Origin of the sequence: Parabacteroides caecihominis (genome assembly GCF_023656785.1) — a bacterium.
GTDB classification, from domain to species: domain Bacteria; phylum Bacteroidota; class Bacteroidia; order Bacteroidales; family Tannerellaceae; genus Parabacteroides; species Parabacteroides segnis.
Genome location: NZ_JAMOKS010000036.1, coordinates 52,884 through 69,381, shown reverse-complemented (window position 1 = coordinate 69,381; position 16,498 = coordinate 52,884). Strand labels below are relative to the sequence as shown.

Annotated in this window: 21 protein-coding genes; 4 read left to right on the top strand and 17 right to left on the bottom strand. The window is 40.5% G+C overall.

The genetic code is table 11. The features are described 5' to 3' along the window. Positions 1–9: 9 nt before the first annotated feature. From NBH14_RS23150 to NBH14_RS23125, 6 genes are all read right to left on the bottom strand, one after another. The gene (locus NBH14_RS23150) at positions 10–1,473 is read right to left on the bottom strand and encodes a capsule assembly Wzi family protein (RefSeq protein ID WP_186962103.1); all 1,464 of its coding nucleotides are present in this window, start codon (positions 1,471–1,473) and stop codon (positions 10–12) included. Positions 1,474–1,804: 331 nt separating this feature from the next. After that, on the bottom strand, positions 1,805–2,068 hold the full coding sequence (locus tag NBH14_RS23145; RefSeq protein ID WP_186961369.1) for a DUF4248 domain-containing protein: 264 nt from the start codon (positions 2,066–2,068) through the stop codon (positions 1,805–1,807). Then, positions 2,065–3,243 (bottom strand): DNA primase, encoded by a 1,179-nt coding sequence (locus NBH14_RS23140; RefSeq protein ID WP_186961370.1) that lies wholly within the window; start codon positions 3,241–3,243, stop codon positions 2,065–2,067. The genes NBH14_RS23145 and NBH14_RS23140 overlap by 4 nt, the downstream gene beginning before the upstream one ends. Positions 3,244–3,256: 13 nt before the next feature. Next, positions 3,257–4,612: a replicative DNA helicase gene (locus NBH14_RS23135; protein WP_186961371.1), complete on the bottom strand. Its 1,356-nt coding sequence runs from the start codon at positions 4,610–4,612 to the stop codon at positions 3,257–3,259. Next, on the bottom strand, positions 4,609–5,109 hold the full coding sequence (locus NBH14_RS23130; protein ID WP_186961372.1) for a hypothetical protein: 501 nt from the start codon (positions 5,107–5,109) through the stop codon (positions 4,609–4,611). The genes NBH14_RS23135 and NBH14_RS23130 overlap by 4 nt, the downstream gene beginning before the upstream one ends. 311 nt (positions 5,110–5,420) lie before the next feature. After that, positions 5,421–5,801, bottom strand: coding sequence for a hypothetical protein (locus NBH14_RS23125; protein ID WP_186961373.1), 381 nt, complete (start codon positions 5,799–5,801; stop codon positions 5,421–5,423). A gap of 464 nt (positions 5,802–6,265) precedes the next feature. Between NBH14_RS23125 and NBH14_RS23120 the strand changes: the two genes are divergently transcribed. The 4 genes from NBH14_RS23120 (at position 6,266) to NBH14_RS23105 (ending at position 7,916) form a co-directional block, all read left to right on the top strand. Then, complete coding sequence (locus tag NBH14_RS23120; protein WP_186961374.1) at positions 6,266–6,715, top strand: HU family DNA-binding protein; 450 nt, start codon at positions 6,266–6,268, stop codon at positions 6,713–6,715. A 105-nt stretch (positions 6,716–6,820) separates the two neighbouring features. Further along, entirely contained in the window at positions 6,821–7,282 is a 462-nt protein-coding gene (locus tag NBH14_RS23115; protein WP_186961375.1) for a glucosaminidase domain-containing protein, read from the top strand. A 50-nt stretch (positions 7,283–7,332) separates the two neighbouring features. After that, positions 7,333–7,647, top strand: coding sequence for a hypothetical protein (locus tag NBH14_RS23110; RefSeq protein ID WP_186961376.1), 315 nt, complete (start codon positions 7,333–7,335; stop codon positions 7,645–7,647). Then, positions 7,644–7,916, top strand: a complete 273-nt coding sequence (locus tag NBH14_RS23105; RefSeq protein ID WP_186961377.1) for a hypothetical protein — start codon at positions 7,644–7,646, stop codon at positions 7,914–7,916. Before NBH14_RS23110 ends, NBH14_RS23105 begins: the two co-directional genes overlap by 4 nt. A gap of 57 nt (positions 7,917–7,973) precedes the next feature. Here the strand turns inward: NBH14_RS23105 and NBH14_RS23100 are convergent, their stop codons facing one another. From NBH14_RS23100 to NBH14_RS23050, 11 genes are all read right to left on the bottom strand, one after another. Next, positions 7,974–8,288: a type II toxin-antitoxin system RelE/ParE family toxin gene (locus NBH14_RS23100; protein ID WP_186961378.1), complete on the bottom strand. Its 315-nt coding sequence runs from the start codon at positions 8,286–8,288 to the stop codon at positions 7,974–7,976. After that, positions 8,288–8,545 (bottom strand): hypothetical protein, encoded by a 258-nt coding sequence (locus NBH14_RS23095; protein ID WP_048317725.1) that lies wholly within the window; start codon positions 8,543–8,545, stop codon positions 8,288–8,290. Before NBH14_RS23095 ends, NBH14_RS23100 begins: the two co-directional genes overlap by 1 nt. A 106-nt stretch (positions 8,546–8,651) precedes the next feature. Then, positions 8,652–9,794 carry a DegT/DnrJ/EryC1/StrS family aminotransferase gene (locus NBH14_RS23090; RefSeq protein WP_186961379.1) on the bottom strand — a complete coding sequence of 381 codons (1,143 nt, stop codon included), beginning with the start codon at positions 9,792–9,794 and terminating at the stop codon, positions 8,652–8,654. A 17-nt stretch (positions 9,795–9,811) separates the two neighbouring features. Beyond that, positions 9,812–10,396: an acetyltransferase gene (locus NBH14_RS23085; RefSeq protein WP_186961380.1), complete on the bottom strand. Its 585-nt coding sequence runs from the start codon at positions 10,394–10,396 to the stop codon at positions 9,812–9,814. Positions 10,397–10,406: 10 nt separating this feature from the next. Next, on the bottom strand, positions 10,407–11,015 hold the full coding sequence (locus tag NBH14_RS23080) for a sugar transferase (protein ID WP_186961381.1): 609 nt from the start codon (positions 11,013–11,015) through the stop codon (positions 10,407–10,409). Positions 11,016–11,029: 14 nt separating this feature from the next. Next, entirely contained in the window at positions 11,030–11,908 is an 879-nt protein-coding gene (locus NBH14_RS23075; protein ID WP_186961382.1) for a polysaccharide deacetylase family protein, read from the bottom strand. Further along, positions 11,905–12,873 (bottom strand): hypothetical protein, encoded by a 969-nt coding sequence (locus NBH14_RS23070; protein ID WP_186961383.1) that lies wholly within the window; start codon positions 12,871–12,873, stop codon positions 11,905–11,907. The genes NBH14_RS23075 and NBH14_RS23070 overlap by 4 nt, the downstream gene beginning before the upstream one ends. A 9-nt stretch (positions 12,874–12,882) precedes the next feature. Beyond that, on the bottom strand, positions 12,883–13,611 hold the full coding sequence (locus NBH14_RS23065) for an SDR family NAD(P)-dependent oxidoreductase (protein WP_186961384.1): 729 nt from the start codon (positions 13,609–13,611) through the stop codon (positions 12,883–12,885). A gap of 2 nt (positions 13,612–13,613) precedes the next feature. After that, positions 13,614–14,852, bottom strand: coding sequence for an ANL family adenylate-forming protein (locus NBH14_RS23060; RefSeq protein ID WP_186961385.1), 1,239 nt, complete (start codon positions 14,850–14,852; stop codon positions 13,614–13,616). Then, positions 14,852–15,070, bottom strand: a complete 219-nt coding sequence (locus NBH14_RS23055) for an acyl carrier protein (RefSeq protein ID WP_186961386.1) — start codon at positions 15,068–15,070, stop codon at positions 14,852–14,854. Before NBH14_RS23055 ends, NBH14_RS23060 begins: the two co-directional genes overlap by 1 nt. A gap of 11 nt (positions 15,071–15,081) precedes the next feature. Further along, positions 15,082–16,293 (bottom strand): glycosyltransferase family 4 protein, encoded by a 1,212-nt coding sequence (locus tag NBH14_RS23050; RefSeq protein WP_186961413.1) that lies wholly within the window; start codon positions 16,291–16,293, stop codon positions 15,082–15,084. Between the last annotated feature and the right edge of the window lie 205 nt (positions 16,294–16,498).

Genomic DNA, 16,498 nt, shown 5'->3' with positions numbered 1-16,498 from the left:
TCATTGAACTCATCGTATCCATCCTGTTTTTCTGATTGTTAACATGCCACCGGCACTTTTACCCAACATCCCGCCTCTGTCAACACCTAGCGATCCTGTAAAATCCCAGCCTTTTAACTGATGTGGCGTATAAGTTAATTCTATCAATGCATTTCCATTCTTTTTGATCTCATAAAATGGCAAACCATAAGTTCCCCAGTTACGGGTAAGCGACAATAAAATTCGATACCGCAAATCGTTGACCGGATTACCCATGATCCCGAAATGATGTCCTTGCATACGCGAACTTTTAAAACTTATATCACCATCTGTATTATAAATCGGAGACATGACTAGCGGATTTCCGATCCCCATCCCCCAATGTTGCCAACCGGTATAAATGCCATGATTATAATAATTATCTGTACCACTCACCTGTTCCGGTATCTCCGATGTATGATCCCAATAAACAGCTCCCGTTTGGTCTTTCGTTGAGATATATTCGTAAACGAAACTACCGATCACCCGATTCTTGGGAAACGTTATTTCCACTCCCGCCAAACAATCTTTCCAGCCATATTCTCCGAACATCTGTGAATGATCTTCAAAATAATGTTCGTAATAAGGACGGATTGTCCAATCTTTAGGAGCATACCACGTCAAAGAAAAATTCCAACTTCCTAAATGGTTTCCATAAATATTCGTCTGTTCCCCAAGTGGGGTGTCACTGCTCCCCCCGCTCGGAATAAACACCTTAAAGAAATCTTTTATCCCATTCGGCATATCGGTTTTCTTATCTCCAATAAAAGCATTTCCCCCGAATTGAGCAGCCATCTCAAGACCTCCTTCAAAGATCAAAGGAAACTTCTCCCGGTTACCGACCTTCACATACAAATCTTTGGAATGATAAAGTACATGTTCCGTATGCTTTCCTCCCGGCTTAATAAAATCCTTTTGCCAGCCGTCATCCGTAAACAGACCATAAGCGATATGACCTTTAAATGCCAACCAACCTTTTGTCCCCGGAACAAGCGTATATTCAGGAATACCGATACGAACCTGCGGAATTGGACGGGCATTTCCCGAGAATGTCAGTCCTCCACTACTAAGGAACGGATTATTGAACTCGCTATGCCGCTCCTTGCTTCCGATACTCAATCCCAGGCAACGGTATTTCAGATCCGCATACAATTGTTGCACTACAAAAGTCGAAGTAAAATTATAAGCGACAGCCAGATCCACCCCGAAAGCATACGAGAAAGGTTTATCCTTTTCCAACTCCCGGAAGACACCTGCACGCAGATACCCGTTATTCTTTTCAATGGACGAAAGTCCCTGCTTGTTTGCCGTCAACCAGAAAGGAGTATGCTCCCCTCCGCTAAAGCTGACACCGGTCTCCGCCCGATAACTCAGCCCTTTGGAAAACTGAGCATAAGAGTTTAGGGGAAGCACTAAAATACCTCCCCAAATAAGTAAGTTTGATATTAATTTCATTTGTTTTTGATTAGAAATAATTGAACTATCCAACCATCAAAGTGACTCATCTGTTACAGGTTCATTTGCCGTCTGCTTTAGCTGACGGTTTATAAGCTGGTTCTTTTTTTTGGCTTTAGCCACATTTCTCTCAGATAGAAAGCTTTAAGAAATGGGACTAAAGTCCAAAGAGATAGATTCTTTACTAGTCCGTCAGCTAAAGCAGACGGCAAATAAACCTGTAATAGTCAAGTGAGGTTGATGACAGGATAGCTCAAACCTGATAAATAGTGAATCTATTACTATCTCCATTGGCATATTGACACATTACCATATTGGCATATTACTATCATTAAGGTCTTCCCAATATTTCTACTATACATTCCACCTGTTTCGGTGTCATGACACGTTGCTTGCGATTCCAGCCGGCGGCTTTCAGAAGAGTGACCAGAATCTTGTTTGCCAATACCCAGGCTTTCAAACGACGGGAAGCTGCCGCCGGTGTTATCATCGGACTGTACAGGATACCCAGTTCAAGCCAACCGAAACTACGGTTCTTCCATTTCTCCACCTCTTCGTCCCTATCCGGCTTCTTATTTTTCTGATCCTCTTTCATAGCCACCTCCAATCCATGGTACCCGGACGGCCATCCCGAAGCGAAAGGCCTGTCCGGTGAGCAAGCATCGTACCCAGATTCCGAAACAACTCTTCCCTGTTTCCTTCAATCTCCTTCCACATCAACGCACGAACCTGGCTACAAATCCGGTTAAGCAAAAGCATCTCTTCGGAGGCAAACAAATTCCTCTGCATCTTACAAATGAATTTGGCAAATGCCTCTTTCCCTTCGGAGCGAAACAACGAATCAGGGTCCTCCCCTTCAGGCAATTCGCCTCCGACCGCCAGGATACCTTCACGACGTAGCGAAGCCACAGCCGTAGCAGTAGCTTTCCGCCCTGCCTCATCGCCGTCAAGCAAAACAACTGCCTGCGAAGCGTATTTCTTCAGCAATCGGATATGTCCGTCACACAAAACCGTCCCACAGAGGGCCACCGTATTAACAAACCCGGCTGCATGCATGGCGATCACATCTTTGTAGCCTTCCACCAAATAGACAAGACCTCTCTCTGCAATCGCCTCCTTAGCCCGGTAAAGACCATACAGATGATCACTCTTCTTATACCCGTTGGCTACCGAAGTATTGATATATTTAGGTTCATCCGGATTTCCATCCGGATGTTTCCGCGCGGCAAAACCTATCAACCCTCCCATCTCATCACGGAGCGGGAAAATGACACGGTTCCGCATCTTATACCATTCCTTCGGCACCATACCCGGCGAAACGCCCACCTCAAAATCCAGATAAGCAGGCGTCAAGTCCGAATCACCGCAAGCATAAGGAAGAAGGGAGGAAAAAAACTTACAGTTTTTTTCAATTGAATATTGAGAATTGAAAATTGAAAATTTGTTTTTGTCACTCTTTTCTTTGACTGGCTTCGCCTTCGTCTTATTAATTTTCAATTTTCCATTTTCAATTTTCAATTTCTCCGTCGCTTCCACAAAGCTGCAACGCTCCATCTTCTGTACGAAAGCAATCACATCCCCATGTTCACCGCAGGCATAACAAGTGAATGTCTGTTTTTGCGGATCGACGATCAGCGACGGATGATGGTCGTCATGGAACGGGCAAAGCCCTTTAAATAACTTGCCACAGCGCAACAGGTTGACATAACCTCCCGCCACATCCTCTATGCGGACCGAACTTTTTATTTGATCGATATTATAGTGTGTCATATCGTTCCTGACATTAATAATCCGTTATTTTAGTATACGAAGCATTATACCGGAAACGGGCAATACCGGTCGCACCGTTCCTGTTTTTTACAATATAGAGTTTACCTACTCCCACCAGACTTTCACCGGTACGTTCGTCTTTGACGATGCCGTAACGCTCCGGGCGGTAGACAAAAAATACACAATCGGCTACCTGTTCGATAGTTCCCGAATCACGCAGGTCGCTCATCACCGGGATATGCGCCTTATCGGGACGCTGATCGCTGGCACGGTTCACCTGCGAAACGACAAGCACCGGACAGTCCGCATCCAACGCCAGTTGCTTCAGCGCCGTGATGTTACGGCCAACCACCTGTTCCTGGGTATCGTTCTTCTGACGGATACTGCCCAACAAATGCAGATAATCGAGTATCACGAAATCACATTCGCCCTTCTTACTTTTCAGCATCACCTTCGAACGGATATCCGACAACGTGTTACAAGCCTTGTAATCAATATACAACGGCAGATGCTCCAACTGCTTTCCGGCCTTTTCGAGCACCTCCAGTTCGTGCGCCGTCATACCGGAAATACGCAGATGATCCGGATCGACATCCGTGATGCCGGCCAGGATACGGTTCAGCATCTGCAAGTTCGACATCTCGAGACTGAAGAGACAGACATGTTTACCGGCCCGGGCAGCCTGTACGGCAATATGCAAAGCCACAGCTGTTTTCCCGTCGCTCGAATGGCCCGCCAGTACGGACAATTCCCCTTTATGGAATCCTCCGGTGACATAATCGAACTCGCTCATCCCGCTCAGCAAGCGGTTCCGGTCATGAGTACCCAGCAATCGTTCGCGATGCCATTCCACCACTTCGGCAGCCAACTCACCGACCGGACGTATCGGCTCGCTGGTCACCAGTTTCTCCCTTAGTTTCATCAGCGACTCTTCCGCTTCCGTTATCAGCGATTCCGGTTCGGAGCCGAACTGGCAACTTTTCATATTCAGCATAGCCGACAACTGTGCCAGGCAACGCAGGGTATATTGCTTTTTTATCTCCGCAGCATAGTGCAGCACATTACCGCCATGGCGCACATTCAGCATGGCAGTCAGCAGAAACGCCAGTCCGTTCAGTTCCTTCCAACGCTCCTCATCCAGCCGGCGCATCTCAACATCTACCGACACCATATCCGGTTGCACCCCTTGTTCGTACAGGTTCATCGCTGCCTGAAAAACAAAACCCGGGGCAGCATCCGAAAACATTTCTTTTTGCAACAGGGACGACACCAGTCCCGGAGCATCCACACTGGTCAGCAGGCAGCACACCAACGTACTCTCCACCTCCGACAACGTCAGATCTTTCTGTTCGTCTACATCCTCTTTCATGCTTCGCCTCCCTTTCCTTTTGGCTGAAATTGTTTGCTACGGCCTCCCATCGCCTGTTCGGCAGCGGCCATTGCCTGAGCGGCAGAAGTATCATTGCCGCTGTCGTCCGTACTTTCCGTTATCTGTCCCGAAAAATAATCATAATTACATATCTTGATTTTTGTGCCTCCCGTCACAGGACCATATTCGATCAATCGTTCGCGAGCCAACTTTCTCAGATAATACCCCACCGAACCGGCACTGATATCAGTACGATCAGCCAGGAACTGATAAGTACAAAAATACTCCCCTACATGGCAAACGTACTGGATACGTCCCAGTTTCATAAATCCGGGTTTGAAATAACTCATCGTTGCCAATGCCATGTAGATACGGGCTAGGTGACGTTCTTTCTTACTGGCACTGACCGACAGCGCCAACACTTTTCGAGGCATCTTCATAAAAGACTTTCCCATCCACAATGCCTCCGGGTTTTCTTTCGTTTGTTTTACGCTCATAATAATCACATTTAAAGAAAATTAATATTTGTCCCGTTATGAGATTACTATTTGCGCTAAAACTTGATAGTCATAATCCCGAAGCACTACCGTATGTAGACTCTATGCATATCCGGATGCCTCTCTTTTAATATAGTTAGAACTATCTTTCTTATTTAGAATTTATAAATCGTAATTTCCATCGTTTTTTCGCAAATGAAATAATACCCTAACGTTCTGATGCAAAGTAAACCATTCTTTTTCGACTTTTGAGAACTGTTTTGATGCCAGTTTCACAACTTAAATAACACGATTACAGTAAGTTACAAATTCTATTTACTACGTTGTTGTTTTCTCTCCTTCTTTTTACTCCTTTCGACTGCCTGGTCGATCTCCCAAAAGGTATTCTGAGCCGCCTTTAAATGATTGTAAATCGTAACGACTTCGTATCCCGTTTCAAAAATCAAGTCGATGTAATCGGCCAGTTCTTCCAACGAACAATCCAACATTCCACAACGGGCCATGGCCGCGATGTAAGCGAGGAATAAATCTGGAGATTTCACCCGAATGCGTTCCACCGGCAAACGTCCCGTATCGAAACCGCAATCATGCAGGATCCCGATCCGGTTCTCTTTCAGGAAACGCTCTCCCAAAGTATTCCATGTTTTCAGCGCCTTTATGACCGGTTCTCCTAAGAACCAGGTGAACAACATCACGTACCGGTTTTTATCCGGTTGTTTATCCAGCCATTCCGTCAAAGGATCGAGCGACAGGTGTTCACCGGTTATTGCCCGAATGTTTTTTTAAAACTTCCATCAATTTTGTTTTTATCTGATTTATTTTCAACTTATTTACTTGCTGTCCCATTTGTTTATAAATTTAAGTTGTAATCAGGGTTATTAAGTTGTGAAATTGTCTTTTTATTCTTTCTTCAAAACATATATGTTTCGATCGCAAATCATATATGTTTTGCCGTTAAAACACCTATCTTTTAATAGTAATTATCAGCTCCTTTTCCGATAAATAATAACCACCTTTATTCTCTTCCAACCACTACTATCTGCTTCTATCCGGCAGGCACTTTTCCACAGCAATTACCTTTGTAATGTTATCAATAACCAACAATTTTCAATCACAAATTTTCAATTTTCAATTATCAATTTTTAATTACCAGATTATGCCATTAAAATTCAGACTTGTCAAAAGAAGAGACATGAGTAAGGATGCGGCCGAAGGGGCCGAACTTTACTATGCACAGACCAGCATCACCAAGAAGGTCGACCTGAACCGTATTTGCAGCCGTATCAGCAAATACAGCACTGCCAGCCGCGGTGATATCCTGCTGGTACTCGACGGACTCTTGTCCGTCATGAATGAATCGCTGGCCGACGGAGAATCGATCCATCTGGGCGACTTCGGCAGTTTCCGGATGGTTGCCGGCAGCAAAGGATCTTCTACGGAAAAGGATTTCAATACCTCTCTGTTCCACCGGGCACATATCGTTTTCTACCCCGGTACGATGTTGACGGATACCATCCGTAATGCCAGTTTCGAAAAATACAATATCCCCGGCGCGGAAAGCAAACCAGAAGAAGAGGGCGGCAGCGACCGTCCGGAAATCGAGTAAAATAATTTGCCAATGTGCCAATAAGGCAATATGCCAATTCTGATAGCAACAGTTGGTATTTCCATTGACACATTGGCATATTGGCACATTAAACAATTATTCACTATGGTAAAACAGGAATACATCAAACAGTATCTTTTCCCCGCCCAAAAGGCGGGGGAATGTTTCGGAATCAATCCGATCGTCATCCTCGCCCAATCGGCCATCGAAACCGGCTGGGGAGAAAGTACGCTGGCAAAGGAGCATCATAACTTCTTCGGCATCACCGCCTACGGACGTCCAAACGCTTTCTGGAAAGGCGAAAAGACCGATCTTTCTGAAAACAGCGGCCATACTTCCTTATGGTTCCGCACCTACAATTCGGCGGAAGACAGTTTCATGGACTTCGCCCGCCTGATCCACACCGCTTATCCGGTAGCTGCCTCACTCAGTGCCCATCCTTCGGCTTATGCCAAAGAGATCGCTTACAGCAAATACATCAGCGAAGTGAATGGTGACAACCGTGCTGCCTACCAGAGGATACTGGTGTCGATCTGCCGGACGATTGAAAGGATGCCTGTTTGCTGAGTTCACCTTTTATCAGATTTGAAACATTTCTAAATATTAATATATACAAAATGAAAACTCTTGAAACCATTTTCAACTTCCTCACCAGCCTTGCCCGGATCATCTTTCCCCGCAGGCAAAAGCCGGCAGCCGGTGACTGCCCTTGTCCCCATCCCTATCCTCGTCCTCTTCCTGATGGCGATCACCCTGCTGTCTCTACTGATGGAGCAGACGGAAGTGACGCTGACAGCTATCGGAGCGATACTCTCGCTCTCAACCAGGGCGACTGGGGAACCAAACAACGTGTCGAACCCATAGACATTGCCGGTTACAGCCTGATGGCTGCGGGACTGATCGGCGGTCTGTACAAATTATTTACTGCATGAGTTACAAAGAAAATTACCAACGCATGATCCGCCGCAACAAAGCGACCGGATATGCCATCTATGACTGTCTGTTGAAGGCTTACCAAAAACATGCCGAAAGCATGGATGTCTCCGGTATCACCGACCGGGACATCTCCCGGATCAGTAAAAAGCTATTGGTGAGCGAACGCTGGATACGCCATATCTTATGTAAATACCATCTGTTTTTCATTATCATCGACCAGTATTTTCCGGAAGAGGAATGGAAAGATGAAGAGACGGGGGTTTGATTGTTTAAAAGAGATGTAGCAAAAGGTTCACTTAGAACTATTGCTACATCCTTTTACTTATTTTACTAATATATTCATTTTTGACAATGATTGCCTGTTATCCCATATATAAACTATATGAACAATATCATTTTCAACAAAATATATTATTTTATGATTAGAATGTTCTGCAAACGAACGATAACATTTACTCCTGTGAACTAACAACGGTTCTATTTTTCCAATTGTAGGGCATACTTCCAAAGTATTTACAGCCTTTATAATGCCATTTCTAAATTTATTGGCAGCTTTACTTCCCATTTCAACAAAATACCAATCAAAAATCTGCTTCATTATAGTTAAGGCTTCAATTTCCCAATGTACAATATACATTACCAAGATTTTATAATCGTCATTGCTTCTTCATTCGTTACATATTCTCCTCGTTCGAAAGCAGCTTCTGCTTTATCTAAAATCACATTCAACTCCTCTACCGAACAACTCCCCGGACATTTTTTCATCTCTAATGTTTCCTGATGAAGCAACGTCTGTAAATATTGCCGAACTTTTTTTAAACTTTCTACGGATTTTAGACGTCTGAGACCGTCTTCAATCTGTGTTCTTTCTAATTGAATCTCTGTTGTTTTCATAATTATGTGTTTTGTAAATACGAAACAAAGAAACGAATTAAAATTCTAGAAAACAAATAAAATCTATCTAATCACAAAACGATATATAAAGTCTATTATTTCCACTCTATCGTGGAGATGACAGACTTAACATTGTTTCCACTACCCTGCAAATGTCATCATCGGTCAGTGTAGGCCCGGAAGGCAGGCAAAGTCCTCTCTCAAATAACCTTTCCGATGTCCCATCCCCATAAAAAGGCGATTGCTTAAACACTGGTTGCAGATGCATCGGTTTCCACAAAGGGCGTGTTTCTATATTTTCATCTGCCAGATATAACCGGACATCCTCACGGGTAAACTCAGCCTTTTCCGGATCTATCAGAATACAAGTCAGCCAAAAGTTCGAATTGAAATCTTCCGAAGGATTCTGTTGTACCTCGATACCCGGCGCATCCTTCAACAACTCCGTATACAGTTGGTGTATTGCCCTACGTCGTGCAATATGTTCATCCAGCACAAACATCTGTCCTCTACCGATTCCGGCACAAATATTACTCATGCGGTAGTTATAACCGATACATTCATGTTGGTAATGCGGAGCATTCTCCCTGGCTTGGGTAGCATAGAACATAGTCCGTTTGGCCTGTTCTTCCGTCCGGCAAACCAAAGCACCACCACCGGAAGTCGTGATCATCTTATTTCCATTGAATGATAAGGCAGCAAATTCTCCGAAAGTACCACATTTTTGTCCTTTGTACGCTGAACCCAAGGCTTCGGCTGCATCTTCCAAAACGGGTATTCCGTAATGAGAAGCAATAGCCATAATTTCATCCATTTTTGCAGGCATGCCATATAGATGAACCGGGATAATAGCTTTCGGTAATTTTCCGGTTTTACGCAGGCGGTCTTTGATCGCTTCTTCCAAAAATAAGGGACTCATATTCCAAGTATCCTGTTCGCTATCTACATATACCGGAGTAGCTGACTGATATGCTATCGGATTGGCAGAAGCGGCAAAAGTAAAAGACTGGCAGATGACTTCGTCACCTGCTTGCGCACCTAGTTCGATAAGCCCCAGATGAAGAGCTGCTGTACCGGCAGACAATGCGACCACGTGTCGGTCTTCTTTAAGATAGTCCGCCAACTCTTTTTCAAATGCATTTACATTGGGGCCTAAAGGGACAACCCAGTTGGTGTCGAATGCTTCTTTTATGAAGTCTTGCTCACGGCCGGACATGTGAGCAAGTGAAAGCCATATTTTCTTATCCATATAGTTATGATAAATAATCAGATTTGTTTTATTATTTTACATCTATTGCCGACAGCCAACACACCGTCAGGGATATCTTTGGTAACAACAGATCCTGCACCAAGTACACTCCATTTTCCTATTTTTACCCCTGGAATAACAATGCTACCGGCTCCGATCCACGTTCCCTCACCAACCTTAACATTGCCACAAAGTGTACAATGAGGAGATATATGTACATAATCTTCTATTACACATTCATGATCAACAGAAGCACCAGTGTTTATAATACAATGTTTCCCAATATAGACTCCAGTTTGTATAATAGCACCTTGCATTACAACCGTCCCCTCATCAATTGTAGTCGTTGCAGAGATTATAGCAGACGGATGAAAAGCCTTTCCAAATCTTACATTAAATTGTTCCGCTATTTTCTTACGAATATTATTATTACCAATACTGATAATCAGAGGTTCCTTAACCTCTACAGAATGTAATACAGGATAGTCAAGAAGCCGGTGAATTGCTTCATTATCATCAAATAAAGCTTCAATAGGCTCATTAATAGCCCGCAAAATATCAACGATCACTTTAGCATGACCACTTGCACCGTATAAATACATTATCTATTTATTAATTATTTCCAGTAAAAGGCTCCATTGTGACAGAAGTATCAGAACTAATCCCCTCCCTGACAAACACCTTTTTTATTGTCAAAAACAGGATTTTCAAATCAAGTAAAAAAGAGCAATGATCCACATACCAAACATCCAGTTCAAACTTCTTTGTCCACGAAATTGCATTACGCCCATTAACTTGCGCCCAACCTGTAATCCCAGGACGAACTTCATGTCGATATGTCTGCTCTTTTGAATATAGAGGGAGATATTGCACCAACAATGGACGTGGACCAATTAATGCCATATCACCTTTAAGAACATTTATCAATTGCAGCAATTCATCAATTGAAGTAGAACGGACAAACTTACCTACTTTCGTTAGCCGATCAGCATCCGGCAATAAATTTCCGTCCGTATCCCGCTCATCCGTCATTGTCTTGAACTTGATAACCTTAAAGATCTTGCCATTCCATCCCGGACGCTCTTGAAAGAAAAACGCTCCGGCTCCCTTGTTTACGAAATGCAGCCAAATGGTCACGACAAGCAGTATTGGCCAGATTATGGCCAACGCTATCAGAACTAACGTGAAATCAATTACTCGCTTAAAGAAATGTTTGTACATGATTTTTCTAGAACTTATATGATTACTTTATTCACCAGATCCCAAGAGATTTGTCTATCGGCAGAAGCTAGGCTAATAAATGAACATTCAGAGACCAAGTGATTCATCTTATTAAAACAATCACCCGTTCCAATATTGCTTTTCACATAGCGTTTAAGTCGATTAATAAAATATCCATGTTCTTTAAAATAGATTTCATACTCCTCTTTTGACATCATTTTTTTAGGAGTATCTATAAAATCTTCTATGTGAAAATAACACATGGCATACAGGCTTGTCTGAATCGTTTTTTTTACTAAGGAATACGGGAATAAGCGAAAATAACCGCCCCCAGAATATGCAATTTCTTTTCCAAAAATCTGCATTGTACAAATTGGAAACTCTTTCAATGTGCAACCATTAAACTCCACTAAACAAGGCGTTTTTTCTTTGAAAACAGAAAAACCTCCAAAATCACGAACAGCCGGAAAGATAGACGCATCTCGCTCTATACCACATTCAGCCAACACTTCTATAGCCCAAGCATTCTGTTGTCCTATCGAAAAGGCAGGAGCCCGATAACTAACAACTTTCTGTCCATAAACATCTTCCAAACTCATAATCGCCTCCTTCGTATCTTTTCTCAATTCCTTAGGAGTCATTTTTGTCAACCATAAATGTTTATTCGAATGGCAACCCACTTCATGTCCCCTTTCTGCAATTCGCTTAATCACATACGGAAAATCACAAGCAATCTTACCCAAACAAAAGAAAGTAGCTTTACATTCCTTTTCTTCTAATAGATCCAAAATTCGTGAAAGTATAGCATCATATTGAACATATTTATCCTGTCTGGCTCCATTAAACTTTTTCTCGATAAACCATTCTTCTATATCAAAACTAATTAGATTCATCGTACATCATAATTTACCAACCCAAAATCCCAATTTTTAAGATCATAAACTCCTTCTAAACCACTATCCTCATTAATAATATCACAAGTCAATGGAAGTAATTTAGGTTCAAGTCTAGAGGGGACTCTTACAAATAATGTTTGAAACATATTCATCTGCCCAATATAAAGCACCATATCTATTTTTTGTGATTTTAAGATATAGAGTGTTGTTTTAGAAAAAGCCCTAAAAGATAATTGTCCCTTTTCTTTACAATAGATGATATATGCAGTTCTAACTCCCTCCTCTTCTACAATTCTGAAAAAAGATAAAACATCTTTATTTTCAAAACATTGATAACAATCATTAAGAAAACGATGTTTTAAAAATTTGGCATCATCATGAATCCGATAAACACTGTCCGATTTTCTACTGTCTACAAAAACAGAAAGCATACATGACAGATAAGTAACCGAATATGCATATAATTTTGACAATAGATTTAAAAATTTCGCTTTATGTAATATAGCTCCAATATGTACAGGTAATGCCCAATATCGTATAGCTCCCACATCTTTCCATTTCACTACATTTTTCCAATACGGATAAGCAATAGCATTAGGAACCGCAATAACTGCCAAAATATTCAAACCCTTTAAATAGGTCGCCAACTTTTTATACATCTTACGGAGAACCAATGGATCCATGCGATATTCATCACGAATAAAAACACCTACAGCCAATCCCAATCGAATCAACCTGTCCTTATAATAATACTCTTGGGGAGAAACAGAGCAACTACCTACCACATCACCACCATCATTCAAGAGCAAAGCGTGATATGAAGTCCCATCCACATTGGTTGTATAATTCTTTTTGAACGACTCTATTGTCACTTCTCGTTTAAATACAGAGATAAAACTATCAACAAATGTTTTCCACTCATGATCTGACCATTCTGTAGTCTTGCACACTTTTATTTCCATGACATTATTTTAAATCGTACCAGAATCCACATAGATATTCTGTGCGGTAATTGATGCCGCACTTTCTGAAAGCAAGAAACGAATCGTTTCTGCTACCGATTGAGTTGCGGTCGGCTGTTTCATTGATGTTCTTTTATAGATGCGATCTTTTTGTTCTACCGATAAAGTTGCACTCATTGACGTTTCCATAAACCCTGCAACTAACGCATTACTTCTCACCCCTCTTTCTCCCCATTCTCTCGCCGTATTCTTTGAGAAAGCTTCCAAGGCACCTTTAGAAGAAGCATACATAGCCAAACCTTTATATCCTGTATGTACGCTGATTGATGAAAGATGAACAATACTTCCTTTTGTATGATGAAGTAGAAATTGACGAATAGCATACTTCGTTATCATCATCGGAGCGAATACATTCACTTGATACATCTTAAGAAGAGATTCATAATTCAAGTTTGTTACAATATCATCGTATGCGATAGCGGCATTGTTCACAAAGCCATGAAGCGGAGTTTTAAGACCTATGAATTTTTTAAAAATCTCTCTTCTAACATCCTCCGCATTAGACAAATCATAAGACATCCATTTGAATCTCTCGGGATAAGCAGATAGAAGTTTCTCTATTTCAATAGTTTTTGAACGGCTAACACCAAACACACAGTATATCTCATCTTCCATCAATGTTTTTACGATCTGAACACCTAAACCTCGTGAAACACCTGTTACCAATATGTTCTTCATAATTATAATTTTCTTAATATTTTACCTGTTCTTGTTGTTTGAAGTGTTTCAACAAACTTAATGACTCTCGGTATCTTAAACTCTTGAAGCTTATCTGCCAAGAAACGTCTAATTGAGAGTTCTGTCAAAGACAAATCCTCTCTAACAATTTCACAACAAACCACATTACCTATTAATCTATTTGTTTTACCAAATACGGTCACATCCTGTACCCCTTTACAAGAACGAATTATTTCCTCTACCTCAGAAGGATTTACCTTGTAACCGCCAACATTGATCATTTCATTTTTTCTTGAAATGAACTTAAATTCTAGCGGATCCGTAGCTATAATCTCTATAAGATCACCAGTTGCATACCACCCATCAACCATTTTTAAAGAAGCAGATTCGCCCATCAGTGATTTATGTAAATAAAGTTCATTATCCACAACCTTCACTTTCGATACCATGTCTCCCTTAATCATAAAATTATTTCCTTTTGAAGCAAACAACGTTCCTGCCTCAGTTGACGCATACACATTGGTCAGTTGAGCATTAGGGAAAACTGAATGCAATGCATCCAAAGTTTGTTTATCAAATTTCTCTCCCCCAGAAGTCATCCTGATAATAGATCCGCACACCTCCGATGCAGGAAGTAGTAAACGATAGAATGTTGGAGTTGCTGATATGTGGGTGATGCTATAATCCTGTATTTCAGTATATATTTCTTCTTTTTTCAACCCGAATAATCGTACAATCGTATTTAAATTCAACAAGCATTGGAAAAAAACTTGTAACCCTGCCATATGGGTTGGATTGTAAGCATATCCCCATACATCATCTACATGTTTTTTACCTATATGAACTTGCCTTGTGATCGATTCATATGTATGAGAAACCTTCTTTGGCAACCCTGTTGTTCCTGAAGTAAATAGCGTGATTCTCCAGTCAGCTAAATGTCCAGACATTTTTTCAATCAAATTATCCATTGTTAGTTCTTTTGAAGCTGAAAAAGGAACACGCTCCATCAATACTTCGGATGAACCAATCAATTTTTCAATTTCTTCATCCTTAAAATCGAAATCTAATAAGACCAATTCTCGACCTATCAAAAGTGAGATAATAATTTGCTTAAAGATCTCGTAATACGACTCACATTTCAAATAAGGAACGAAATACTCTGCAGAGCAAATATCTTTCAGCAATTGCTCATACGATATTTGCTCTTTGGTTTTAATATCGCTGTAAAATAATCGTTGCATCAATTAATTTTTTCCAATATTTCACCAACGGTAGTTACTACTCCATCTTCAAAAATATCGACATCATATTCTACCTCAATACGAACAGTCAATTCTGCAAGATCAAGAGAATCAAACCCTAAATCATTTCTCAAAGAAGACTCTGGGGCGATTGATTCTATAGTTTGCTTTTGACGGTTAGCTAGTACCGTATTAATAATATCCAGCAACTTTTTCATGATTCTTATTTTTAATTATTATCAAAATGTTTTATAATTGCATTATATGTGTTTTCCACCAAATAATTATCACATAAATATTTATACCCCTTTTCCCCCATTGATTTTGCCAAAGACTGATTTTCAACAAAAATGTCAACACATGCAGTAAAATTAGCAGGATCTACACTATCACATGAAAATCCATATCCATTAGTTTCAGCGATAGTACCTACGTCCGTATTTATATCTGTAGCAGCAATAATAGGTTTCTTGTATGAAAGATATGACAATAAGCGACTAGGATAATTAGGAATAGTATAACGATGATCTAAAAAGATCAAACCTACATCTGAAACTTTCAGCAAATTATCGTAATCTACTACAGGAAGAGCATCTAACAATTTAGCATTAGAGGGTCTATTATGTATAAACCAATTATTTAATTTTAGAAATTCCGTTCCACTGCCAACTATCAAGAAAAAACGATCATCTCGTGATTTATTATATTCCAAAACTTTTATAATAAAATCTATTGCTTGCGGTTTACCTAAGTTTCCACCATAAATAAATATAGGTTTATCTATAGGCAAATCATTCTTTTTCCTGATTTCAGTATATGAAACAGGTTCAAATTCTTTTAATTCTATACTATTTGGAGCTAACTCTATTCTATCAGATGAAATATAACTATTATGTTCAAGACAATACCTCACATTTGCAGGAGACATACAACCTATATAATCTGAGATTTTATACAATTCTTTCTCTATAGCTCTATAATATTTATACAATAAGCTTTTTTTCGAAAAAATCTGCAAATCCACTACCGCATCTGGAACTATATCTTTTAGAAGCAGGTAACTCTTCGCCTTAGGAAATTTCTTTTTTAGATATTTAACAATACTTAAAAAAGTAATCGGAGGCGTTGAATAAATAATCAAATCAACACTAATTTTTGATATATACCGACTAATTGTTCTTTTCATCAAGCAACTAATAGTCAACATTGAAAAACCTTTTTCAATAATTGAGCATTTAGTATTTTTAAGAGTCTTTACCCTAATAATAGTAGCTCCTAAAGAATCTGTATAGTAATATTTATCTAATTTAACTCCTCTTGGAGCAGGGCTTATAACGTGAACATTATGACCTTCCTTTATAAATTTTCTAAGAAGATCCGTATAAATGCCACTTTGTGATAAGTCATCTATCACATTCAGCGTTAAAAAAACAATATTCATGGCTGCCATTTTTCTAATATTTCTTCCAAACCATCTTTTCCTCTACGCCTATATAGCCTTGGAGGTAAACCGTAAACGCCCCATACAGCGTACCCATTATTTATTAGATAGTTAAGCTTAATAGATTGAAAAATAAGTTTTTTATTGAATTTAGTTAGGAAATGTGTTATACACACTTTAGATCAAGCGGATCACCTTGGTAAAT

Bases quoted from the DNA above. Each gene is read 5' to 3' on its own strand.
- NBH14_RS23150 (WP_186962103.1), bottom strand. From the start codon at position 1,473: ATGAAATTAATATCAAACTTACTTATTTGGGGAGGTATTTTAGTGCTT.
- NBH14_RS23145 (WP_186961369.1), bottom strand. From the start codon at position 2,068: ATGAAAGAGGATCAGAAAAATAAGAAGCCGGATAGGGACGAAGAGGTG.
- NBH14_RS23140 (WP_186961370.1), bottom strand. From the start codon at position 3,243: ATGACACACTATAATATCGATCAAATAAAAAGTTCGGTCCGCATAGAG.
- NBH14_RS23135 (WP_186961371.1), bottom strand. From the start codon at position 4,612: ATGAAAGAGGATGTAGACGAACAGAAAGATCTGACGTTGTCGGAGGTG.
- NBH14_RS23130 (WP_186961372.1), bottom strand. From the start codon at position 5,109: ATGAGCGTAAAACAAACGAAAGAAAACCCGGAGGCATTGTGGATGGGA.
- NBH14_RS23125 (WP_186961373.1), bottom strand. From the start codon at position 5,801: ATGTTGTTCACCTGGTTCTTAGGAGAACCGGTCATAAAGGCGCTGAAA.
- NBH14_RS23120 (WP_186961374.1), top strand. From the start codon at position 6,266: ATGCCATTAAAATTCAGACTTGTCAAAAGAAGAGACATGAGTAAGGAT.
- NBH14_RS23115 (WP_186961375.1), top strand. From the start codon at position 6,821: ATGGTAAAACAGGAATACATCAAACAGTATCTTTTCCCCGCCCAAAAG.
- NBH14_RS23110 (WP_186961376.1), top strand. From the start codon at position 7,333: ATGAAAACTCTTGAAACCATTTTCAACTTCCTCACCAGCCTTGCCCGG.
- NBH14_RS23105 (WP_186961377.1), top strand. From the start codon at position 7,644: ATGAGTTACAAAGAAAATTACCAACGCATGATCCGCCGCAACAAAGCG.
- NBH14_RS23100 (WP_186961378.1), bottom strand. From the start codon at position 8,288: ATGTATATTGTACATTGGGAAATTGAAGCCTTAACTATAATGAAGCAG.
- NBH14_RS23095 (WP_048317725.1), bottom strand. From the start codon at position 8,545: ATGAAAACAACAGAGATTCAATTAGAAAGAACACAGATTGAAGACGGT.
- NBH14_RS23090 (WP_186961379.1), bottom strand. From the start codon at position 9,794: ATGGATAAGAAAATATGGCTTTCACTTGCTCACATGTCCGGCCGTGAG.
- NBH14_RS23085 (WP_186961380.1), bottom strand. From the start codon at position 10,396: ATGTATTTATACGGTGCAAGTGGTCATGCTAAAGTGATCGTTGATATT.
- NBH14_RS23080 (WP_186961381.1), bottom strand. From the start codon at position 11,015: ATGTACAAACATTTCTTTAAGCGAGTAATTGATTTCACGTTAGTTCTG.
- NBH14_RS23075 (WP_186961382.1), bottom strand. From the start codon at position 11,908: ATGAATCTAATTAGTTTTGATATAGAAGAATGGTTTATCGAGAAAAAG.
- NBH14_RS23070 (WP_186961383.1), bottom strand. From the start codon at position 12,873: ATGGAAATAAAAGTGTGCAAGACTACAGAATGGTCAGATCATGAGTGG.
- NBH14_RS23065 (WP_186961384.1), bottom strand. From the start codon at position 13,611: ATGAAGAACATATTGGTAACAGGTGTTTCACGAGGTTTAGGTGTTCAG.
- NBH14_RS23060 (WP_186961385.1), bottom strand. From the start codon at position 14,852: ATGCAACGATTATTTTACAGCGATATTAAAACCAAAGAGCAAATATCG.
- NBH14_RS23055 (WP_186961386.1), bottom strand. From the start codon at position 15,070: ATGAAAAAGTTGCTGGATATTATTAATACGGTACTAGCTAACCGTCAA.
- NBH14_RS23050 (WP_186961413.1), bottom strand. From the start codon at position 16,293: ATGAATATTGTTTTTTTAACGCTGAATGTGATAGATGACTTATCACAA.